The following is an 8,590-nucleotide window of genomic DNA, read 5'->3' as shown; positions in this document are numbered from 1 at the left end:
GTGCCGTTACTCCCGGCATGAAGCAACGAGGCTGGGGCCGAATCATCACCACGGCCTCGGCGCATTCGCTGATCGCGTCTCCGTGCTATCACGGAGCCGGTGCAGCGGCTTGAGGCCTTCACTGGAGCCGGCCGTCGGCGGAAGTGGAGCGACGAGGACAAGGCGCGGGTTGTTGCGGAGATCATGGTGAGTGGCGACCCGGTCTGTTCGGCAGCACAACGGCACGGATTGTCGCCGCAGCAGTTGTTTGGCTGGCAACGTCAGTTGAGAGGGGCAGTGGACGATCATATTTAGATCAGCGCCGACAACGACGTCATTCATGGCAGGCCGGCGCCGCGGTGGTGGATGGAGCTTGCCAGCTATCGCGAGTTCGTTGACGGCGATGGCGGATACTGGACCACGCAACATTCGAGCAAAACGTTCGTCAGGTGTTGGTATGATGATCGGGATGAACGCACAGCTATTCCCCAACTCGCCTAAAATGATCGGTTGCGCTGCGTCAGTGTGTCATCACCCCGGCGCTGTAGTCGGCTTCACTGCTAGGCGATGGCGGAAGCATCGAACTTTCCGCCGTCGTCGGCTGCCCATCGTGAGAGGATGCGATGCATTTGCTACGATCCGGCGTCCAATCTTGTGCAGGACTCGCTCTCGGTGATGTCATCGCCGGGCCAAGTTGAAGTGATGTTCGACACCATATCCAGATCGCTGCCACACGTTTAGACGGGCATGCGAGCAGTATCCTCGGCTATCAATTCGTGACCGATCGAGACACTCCGACGATGTCCGAGAGTGGGTCCAAGGGCCAGTCTTGGCGGTCTGACCCAAGCCGCGACACAGCAGCTGAGTCTGGCCAGCGGTCCACCGTGCGGCAGCTGCGTGCCGCCGAGCAGCGTCCCATCATCATCCCGAAGTTCCTCGGTTTCGGCAGAGAGATGGCACGCCCGCCGACCGGCCAAGCTTTCAGCGAGCACTGTCTTGGTCAAGAACGCCGCAACGAATTTTGTGAAACGACCATGAACAAAACGGGACGGAAACGCTCGACGCAGCAAGAAAAATCAACAGCTTAAAAGATATTCACTGCGTTCGGAACGCAATGGTCGCTCTCGGTCAGGTCAGATCGCAACTTGAACCGAATATAGATATCGGTGATTGCGCCCCCGGGATTTGAGCCTACCCCTCTTACGCGGGGATGGATCGCTCACAAACGGCGGCTCTTGGCGGACTTTCACGACTCGGCCTCGCGAGTCAGGCTGCCTTCCGATAGGAAACAGGGCTCCTGCGATAGCGATATGGCGGACCTCCGCCACCATGCCAAGCGCTCAGGCCACCATGCTAAGGACAAACAGCGGTTCGCCGCGTCGGTGATTGCGTATGATTCCCTCCCTGGGCACCATTCCTGAACAGATTTGCGAACCCGCGGGGCGGGTTGCCCGTTCGGGCCGAATGTGGACCGGATGTTATCGTTTGAGCCGATAATCCGGATCTTATCTTCCGAAACGATTACGGCGTCGACGACGCTGGACAAATAAGCTTTGCGGGCAGCCGCATCACCGGACGTGAGCTGCTCTCGCATAAGACGGCTGAACCGGTCGATCGCCAGCGGATCGATCTCGATGGGGCTTGCGCTTGTCTTCTTTGCATAGTCCAGGGCTTCGGCTGCCCGATCACGGCCGTCTTTGAGGGCAGCCACCCGCTCTTTGAGGGTGGGGTCGGTGCCATCGATCGTCCCGGCTTCAATGGCGGCGTAGAGCCGGCTGAGCCGTTCCTCAGCCTCAGCGGCCTGCCTGGCAAGGTCGACTATGCGGCGGTCGGCCGACGCCTGCCGATCGTCGCGGCGGGCCTTGAGGGCGAGCAGAATGGATGTCACGCGCTCCGGCTGGAGCAATTGATCAACAATGGCTTCCACGACCAGCTTTTCGATCACCGGGCGCGGAATCTTTCGATTGACGCACTCTGTTCCGCCTTCCTTGTGACGCGCCTGCTTGGTCGCCTGGATACATTTGTAATAAGCGTACACCTTGCCCGTACGAGACGTGCCGGTCGCCGTCGTCAAGGCACAGGACTCTGCGCAGTCACAACGCACCAGGCCTCCGAGCAATGACGGCGCCGCAGTCAGCCGCGGCCCCTTGGCTCTCGGCTGACGCGAGGCGAGCAAAGCCTGGACCTGATCGAAGGTCGCGCGATCGATGATTGCGGGAATCTCGTATTCGACGATCTCGGAGGCATCCTTCCGCTCGCCGTCGCCCTTCCGGTTGTATTCGTTGAAGCGCCTTAGGCCACAATAAGCGTCCCGGGTCGGGATCTCGTGGACCGTGCCTGTGCCGAACAGCTTGCCATTTCTCGAGCGGAAACCTCTTTCGTTCAACCAGATCGCGATCTTCTTCGTTCGCAGCGGGCCGGATTCGCCGTCACCATTTCTCGCCAGGTCGAAGGCACGAATCACGATCTCCGCTTCGACCGGCTCAACTGCGAGCTTTTTCTTTTGTTTGTGTCCAATGAGCTCAGCATCGACCGTTTTATAGCCGAACGGGATCACGCCACCATTGGAGTAGCCGCGACGCGCATTTTCCTTCATGGTTCTGGTGGTCGCGCGGGCCGTTTCAGCGGACTGAAATTCGTTGACGATACCGATGAACTTTCTGAACAGGTCACCACTGGCATCATTCGTCAGAGGTTCAGCAAAGGAGATCAACTCGACCTTGTGCTTGCGCAAGGCCCGGACCGTCAGCTCCTGCTCGAATTGGTTGCGGAACGCACGCGAGAACGAATAGACCATGATGGCATCGACAGAGCGCGTGCCGTCCGTCGCGCGCGCAATCATCTGCTCGAAAGCTGGCCGCTTCATATTAGTGGCGCTCTCGCCCTCTTCGCGATAAACCGCAAGAACATTTTCTCCTTCGCGCTCGCATTTGGCCAGAATTTGCTTCTCCTGGTCATACAAGCTCAGAAAATTCGCTGCTTGTTTTTCAGTTGACGTCCGGACGTAGACGAGAACGTTGCGCGACGTTCTCTTCGGCTGTTCGGTTTGAAGGTTCTTGCGGGCCATGCCTGTTGCTCTCTTGTAGAACGAGTTCGAGTCTAATGAACATTGCGCGGCTTGGGAAGCAGCTGCCTTGCGACAGCAAGCGCGCGAGGACGCGCATCTTCGCCAATCTGGATCTTGTGCCAGCGGCGCGACCACTCGGCCCGCAACGCTGCGTGGAGCATTTCGGTGTGCGTCACGAGCAGCCGCCGGAACGTCGCCTTCGCGCCATTCTCGGGTAGCGCAAGAAAGCCTTCGATGAACACATGGTGACGCCGCGCCTCATCGAGCTCACCCAAGCCGCCGATAACACCTGTCCGATGCCGCGTCTTGTACACGTAGGCCGGGTCGGGCACGAACGAGGCGCCGGGCTCGTGCGCAACGATCTCGCCCGCAAGCCAGATGCCGCCATCGACGGCGATTTTAGCGTAGGCCTCAATCGGCATCTCGAGCACGACGGGCTTGTAGAAGGGGGGAATGGTCATTCTTGGTCTCCTTTCACGGTTTTGATTTGATTTCAGCCGACTTTGCGTCGTTCGGGTCGAAGACTTCATCCAGAACCTCGCCAAAGTATCTTTCGAGCGCCTCGATCTCGGCCGTCGTCACCGGCAGCGGGTCCGGGAGCTCGTTGACCACGGTCCGGGGACTGCGCTCGTCGGAAGTCCAAAGCAGGTTCTTGCCCGTATCGACGACTATCGCAGTGCGGGTGTCGATGTGTTCATCGTCTCCGGCATGCCCTTGCTTGAGGAAGCCTATCGCTTCGGCGAACTCGTTCTGCCGCACCTGCCCGTCAACCGCTCAGCTGAGGGGGGTATCACGTCGGCGTGGACGAAGGCGCGCGACGACGCTTGGAAAAGCGTCGCGTGATGACAGGAGGCGGACTCGGCGATCCCTTGGTTAAGGGTGCCTTCAGCGTTATCTCTGTTTCAGGCTATAGCTTAGTGTACCGCCGCAGCCTCCGCCAATCGTTGGGGCCAGTAACCAAGGCGGCTCTTTCGATGGTAAGCCCAGCCTCAAAAAGGCGGGTGTTTCCTTCGTGCCTCAGGCGGTGAAAATGCGCAGGCAAAAAATGATGTCTGAGGTTCGAGTCGCTCCAGCGACTCGAACGCCCTGCGCGTCGGATGCGCCCATCCGCCAACCATGACGCGCTCTCGCGGTTGGATTTTTCGCTGTAAGCCATTGATCTGTAACGATCGGATATTGGCTCAGTTGGAGAAATTCTCTTAAAATATCAATGCGAATCGGATGTCTCTTAATCAGCGGGTCCCAGGTTCGAGCCCTGGTGCGCCCACCACCCTCAACTCATTGATTTACTGCTGATTTCTCGGGCGGATCCCCGAGAACAAAACACGTCTGTGCGACCGATTTTGACCGCACGGCGTGCGACCGGTCGCACGATCAGCCCGCCATGCCTTCTTTCCTCACCTGCAGCACTAGGCGGTCGATGCCGGCGTCGGCGCGGCCGGGGTTGCGGGCGCGGTAGTGCTTCACGATTGTCTGCGCGCTCTTGTAGCTGTGGCCGGTGATGTCGCAGATCGTGAGCAGGTCGCAGCCACCGCGGTCGAGCAGCATGACGCAGGTGTCGCGGAGATCTTGGTCGTGCTTGCGGTCGAGCTCGCCGGCGCCGTTGATGAAGTAGAGCGACGGGCAGGGTTGCAGCCGCCAGGCGCGGGCATCGCCGTTGCCGTCGCGCACAGCCTGGGCGTTCATCCAGTCGGCGAGTGCGCGGCTGCGGCTGTCGATCATGCGGACGCGCAGCGCCTTGTCCTCGTCATCGTCGACCGGGAACGGCTTGAACAGAGTCGGCAGTGCGGCCGCGAGCTGCTCGGCGAGCCGCAAGGCGCGATTGATCGCGGCCGTCGGCGTGTCGCGCTCAACGAAGCCGAACGCGGCCAGCGTTCGCGTCGTCGTCACCCAGTGGCGATAGGCGTTCTCGTCATAGGCTTGGCCGGCGTCCTCATCAATGACGAACTCCCGCGGCACGGCCTCGAGCTGCAGGCGCAGCTTGATCGACTTGGCGCGGGAGCGCGCGGCGTTGAGCCTGGCCGTGAGCTGCGGCGCCTCCTTGATGTCGACGAGCTCGCCGGTCTTGCTCTGGCGGAAGGCGTGGCGTCCCTCGACCTCGCTCTCGTCGCGCATCGCCAGCCGGTCGGTCTGCCGCTGGCCGGTGAACAGCGCCAGATAAAAACTGTCGCCGATCGAGCAGCGCTCGATCGCATCCGACGCCGCGACCCACGCCGAAAACTCCGGCATCGCCACCAGCACCACGCGGCCGTCCGGCCGCTCGAACTCCATGCCGATCCGCGGGTTGGGGCCGAGGCGGCCAATGCACGCTCTCCTGTCCCCACGTCAGCGCCGCCGACAGCGCGGCGATCACGCCGATTGCCGTGTGATGGCCGCGCTCGGTCTTGATGTAGTTGTAGAAGGCGCGCAGCTCCGGCCGGCCGAGCGACGATGGCGTGACGTCGGCGATGATCTCCCGCTCGCGCGCCGGCGGCGTCATGCCGAGCAGTTGCGCGGCGCGCTCCCTCTTGCGGAATTCCGCCGCTGCCGCCGGCGTCATCGGCCTGTAGAGGATCGCCTGCACCGCCTTGCGATAGGAGTCTCGCGTCTTCTTGGCGTTCGCCTTGAACTCGTCGGACTGCATCCAGTCCTCAAGCAGGTGATCGACGGTGGCGCGCTTGCGCTGCGGCTGCGGCTTGATCCGGCCCGAGATCCGCGCGGCGGCGATCTCAGCCACTCTTTTGTCCGAGAAGGTCCTTGCTTCCTCGAGCGTGAACCATGGGCCAATAGGGCGGCCTTTCTCATCGAGAGGCGGATGGCGGAGGTCCGCGTCGACAAAACCAAGGGCGCGCTGACGCGGTCCATGCTTTGCGCGCGGTCGACCGCTGCGCCAGTCGACGTACGGAAATCGAGGGTCGGCCATGGGATCCCCGGAAGTTGCTGATTTATTGGAATCCGCCCGGCCGCCGATGTCAACCCGTACCGAGCACCGCCTAGAGCCAGAGCCAAGCTCTCGCCGAGCCTCGGCATAGGCGACGTTGAGCCCGGCTACTACCGTGTCGCTTGCGCCGGCGTCGGGGTGGCGATCGCGAGCTCTCTCTCGGTACAGTGCCGTGATGTCACCGCTCCAATCGGGCTGGTGCCGAACACCTCGCGCGCCATGGCCTCCTTCAGCCCAGTGCGGCGAAGGCGCAAAGCCTTGAAGAGCGCGCTCCATCATTTTGCTGCCGCCACGTCGCTCGAGATGTCGCATGGCCTCAAGGGCCAGGGTTAGGGACCGGGGGTTGCCGGCAACAGTTCTGACGCGATCGCGAGCCATCACCGGTAGCCTGTCCTTCAGTGCGGAATAAACGGCCGCGCCAAGCTCGGCGATCGCCTTCTGGTCGGCGTGGCAGACCATCCTGCCGAAAAGAGATTCGTTGAGATGACCACGCTCTTGGCGCCTCGGCGCGATAAGTCGTCAACCAGCTGATCGCGCGTGCAGCCTTTCGTCAGGCGATGTGCTTTGCCGCCGAAGCGACGATCCGAACGTTGCTCCCATTCGAGCGTTCGCGGCCCGTCCTCAGGGCCTGGGCAGCGGAAATGCCTCCGCGCTCATGTCGGGTCTCTCTTCGCTCACGAGTGCCGGCCTCGCGGGGTTACCGTATGCGGAGGCAAGGCGCGCGCGATGCTCATCGTCGGTCACAGGATCCGGCGGTGCAATGAGGTCATCAGCCAGAGCGCCGGGATGGAGGGGATGATGACGTTTGAACCATGCGTCGATGCCAGTCCTTTCGAAGCGAAGCTTGCGGCGCTCGCTGATCGGTCTTGGCAAGCGTTCGTGCTCATGCCGCCACTCCCGAGTGCGATAAAATGTGTCGAGCGAGATACCCAGCATGCTTGCGACTTGTGACGAACTATAGCTTTCGTTCATGGCGACCCCTCTAGCAAAGTTCGCAGGCCTGATTGTCACTTTAGGCCGCGCTCTGCTCGAGCTGAAACGTCGTTATGGATAACCAAAGAAAGCCGCGCATAAAAGAGTAACGAGGTGTCCCTGGGGTATTCGGTTAGACTGGAGTAGAAATCGGACAAGTAAGTCAGAGCGTCGGGCAACTTCATTCACATCATCGAACGGGATGATCGCTGTTCGCTTGTTTCTCCGTGACGCGTCCAAAAGTGTACGAAAACCGTTCTATGTTTCTTATCGAACTTCCGGGAAGCGAACGTTTTCTCGTTAGAGGTCGGAGGCTAACTCGGGGTGATCCAATCCGGAGGAGGTCTCACGAATTCAGAACACTAAGAGCAGCCCCTCAGCCGTCTGTTTCAAAAGAGCGGCCAGGGCTAAGGTGTCTCGTTTCCTCAGGTACAGGCTGTCAGTCCACTGGCGATCGACGTAGCAATCGCCCGATCACGGCTGAAGGACAAAGCTTCTTGGTCAGGACCGAAGTTCGCGCAGTCGCGAGCGGAGATGAAAACCAGAGACTGGATCGCAGCCCACGCGCGAGGCCGCAGAGTCTATTGGTTTTGTTCCGCCTTGATTCTGGGGAGCATTTATTAATATAGGGCTTCACCAGGCGGACACGTTGCCGGCACTGTAATCGTACGGCTGGGTAGGCAAAGGCCGAAAAGGGGTAGGGATCTTCATGACGACATCATCCAAAGATGGTTCTGCGCCATTCGTCCATCAGACCGCGGTCGTTGAGGATGGTGCTAAGGTCGGAGACTTCTCCAACGTATGGTATTTCTCGCATGTCGCGCCGGGTGCGGTGATCGGCGAGAACTGTAGCCTCGGTCAAAACACCTATGTCGAACGAAATGCCATTGTGGGCAATGCCTGCCGTCTGGGAAATTCGGTTTCAATCTACTCGCATGTGGAGCTTGAGGACTTCGTTTTCTGTGCTCCCTACATGGTGTTTACTCACATCGCCTTCCCTCGAGCCGCCGTCAATCGCCACGCGGTATTCAGGAAGACGCTGGTAAGGACTGGAACGACCCTCGGCGCCAATTCGACTGTGGTTCCTGACATCACCTGCGGTGCCGGCACTTTTCTTGCCGCAGGTGCGACTCTGACCAAGAGCACCAAGGATTGGTCAAAAATGGTGGGAACGCCGGCGCGCCAAGTCGGCTGGGTGAGCGCATTCGGTGAAAACATCGACCTCCCTCTGACGGGCCATGGCGAATGGCGATGCAAGCATACCGACGATCTTTATGTGCTCAACGGCTCCGACCTGGTTCGCTCTCCCGGGCCCTCAGACATTCTCAAATATGTTCCCGGTCAGCGCCTGGTGCGAATGGCCCTGCGCTGAGCCGTTCGTCGTTGGTAGGCGGCCGATCGATAGATGGCCTTAGCTCGTACCGACGCGGTTTCTGCTGCAATCGTGTGGGCTCTGCTGTCCTTGATAACGTAGTTTAGCAGCTAATGCGCCGTCTCCTCCTGTTGGCGGTACCGATGACCGTTGTCCTGATGCGAAAGTCGGGCAGTGGTCGCGATCGGCGACAATTTCCGAACTCGGATAACCTGCAATAGACCATCGATCCTCGGGCATCGTAACTCTGTGACCGTTCGAAGTCGCGCGACCATGACAA

Annotated in this window: 7 protein-coding genes and 2 pseudogenes; 5 read left to right on the top strand and 4 right to left on the bottom strand. The window is 60.3% G+C overall.

Translation table 11 applies throughout. The features are described 5' to 3' along the window. The 3 genes and pseudogenes from OZ411_RS30530 to OZ411_RS30520 all read left to right on the top strand — a co-directional run. Window positions 1-83, top strand: a pseudogene (locus OZ411_RS30530) (3-hydroxybutyrate dehydrogenase); the annotation flags it as partial. Between the two features lie 16 nt (window positions 84-99). Beyond that, complete coding sequence (locus OZ411_RS30525; RefSeq protein ID WP_282530932.1) at window positions 100-294, top strand: transposase; 195 nt, start codon at window positions 100-102, stop codon at window positions 292-294. 569 nt (window positions 295-863) lie between these two features. Continuing rightward, window positions 864-1,067, top strand: coding sequence for a hypothetical protein (locus OZ411_RS30520; protein WP_130578855.1), 204 nt, complete (start codon window positions 864-866; stop codon window positions 1,065-1,067). A 158-nt stretch (window positions 1,068-1,225) separates the two neighbouring features. Here the strand turns inward: OZ411_RS30520 and OZ411_RS30515 are convergent, their stop codons facing one another. Both OZ411_RS30515 and OZ411_RS30510 read right to left on the bottom strand, forming a co-directional pair. After that, the gene (locus tag OZ411_RS30515) at window positions 1,226-3,046 is read right to left on the bottom strand and encodes a recombinase family protein (RefSeq protein ID WP_282530931.1); all 1,821 of its coding nucleotides are present in this window, start codon (window positions 3,044-3,046) and stop codon (window positions 1,226-1,228) included. Window positions 3,047-3,078: 32 nt separating this feature from the next. Next, on the bottom strand, window positions 3,079-3,507 hold the full coding sequence (locus OZ411_RS30510) for a hypothetical protein (RefSeq protein WP_282530930.1): 429 nt from the start codon (window positions 3,505-3,507) through the stop codon (window positions 3,079-3,081). Window positions 3,508-3,646: 139 nt separating this feature from the next. Here OZ411_RS30510 and OZ411_RS30505 point away from each other — a divergent pair. Next, window positions 3,647-3,820, top strand: a pseudogene (locus tag OZ411_RS30505) (alkanesulfonate monooxygenase); the annotation flags it as partial. Between the two features lie 600 nt (window positions 3,821-4,420). Here the strand turns inward: OZ411_RS30505 and OZ411_RS30495 are convergent. Both OZ411_RS30495 and OZ411_RS30490 read right to left on the bottom strand, forming a co-directional pair. Further along, the gene (locus OZ411_RS30495) at window positions 4,421-5,317 is read right to left on the bottom strand and encodes a hypothetical protein (RefSeq protein ID WP_282530929.1); all 897 of its coding nucleotides are present in this window, start codon (window positions 5,315-5,317) and stop codon (window positions 4,421-4,423) included. Between the two features lie 1,270 nt (window positions 5,318-6,587). Then, window positions 6,588-6,938: a helix-turn-helix domain-containing protein gene (locus tag OZ411_RS30490; protein WP_282530928.1), complete on the bottom strand. Its 351-nt coding sequence runs from the start codon at window positions 6,936-6,938 to the stop codon at window positions 6,588-6,590. Between the two features lie 709 nt (window positions 6,939-7,647). Between OZ411_RS30490 and OZ411_RS30485 the strand changes: the two genes are divergently transcribed. Then, window positions 7,648-8,310 carry an N-acetyltransferase gene (locus tag OZ411_RS30485; RefSeq protein WP_282530927.1) on the top strand — a complete coding sequence of 221 codons (663 nt, stop codon included), beginning with the start codon at window positions 7,648-7,650 and terminating at the stop codon, window positions 8,308-8,310. Window positions 8,311-8,590: the final 280 nt, after the last annotated feature.

The organism is Bradyrhizobium sp. Arg237L (assembly GCF_029990105.1).
GTDB lineage: Bacteria > Pseudomonadota > Alphaproteobacteria > Rhizobiales > Xanthobacteraceae > Bradyrhizobium.
Note: the sequence above shows the minus strand (reverse complement) of the source record. Positions and strands in the feature narration are given on the sequence as shown.

Bases quoted from the DNA above. Each gene is read 5' to 3' on its own strand.
- OZ411_RS30515 (WP_282530931.1), bottom strand. From the start codon at position 3,046: ATGGCCCGCAAGAACCTTCAAACCGAACAGCCGAAGAGAACGTCGCGC.
- OZ411_RS30510 (WP_282530930.1), bottom strand. From the start codon at position 3,507: ATGACCATTCCCCCCTTCTACAAGCCCGTCGTGCTCGAGATGCCGATT.
- OZ411_RS30495 (WP_282530929.1), bottom strand. From the start codon at position 5,317: ATGGAGTTCGAGCGGCCGGACGGCCGCGTGGTGCTGGTGGCGATGCCG.
- OZ411_RS30490 (WP_282530928.1), bottom strand. From the start codon at position 6,938: ATGAACGAAAGCTATAGTTCGTCACAAGTCGCAAGCATGCTGGGTATC.
- OZ411_RS30485 (WP_282530927.1), top strand. From the start codon at position 7,648: ATGACGACATCATCCAAAGATGGTTCTGCGCCATTCGTCCATCAGACC.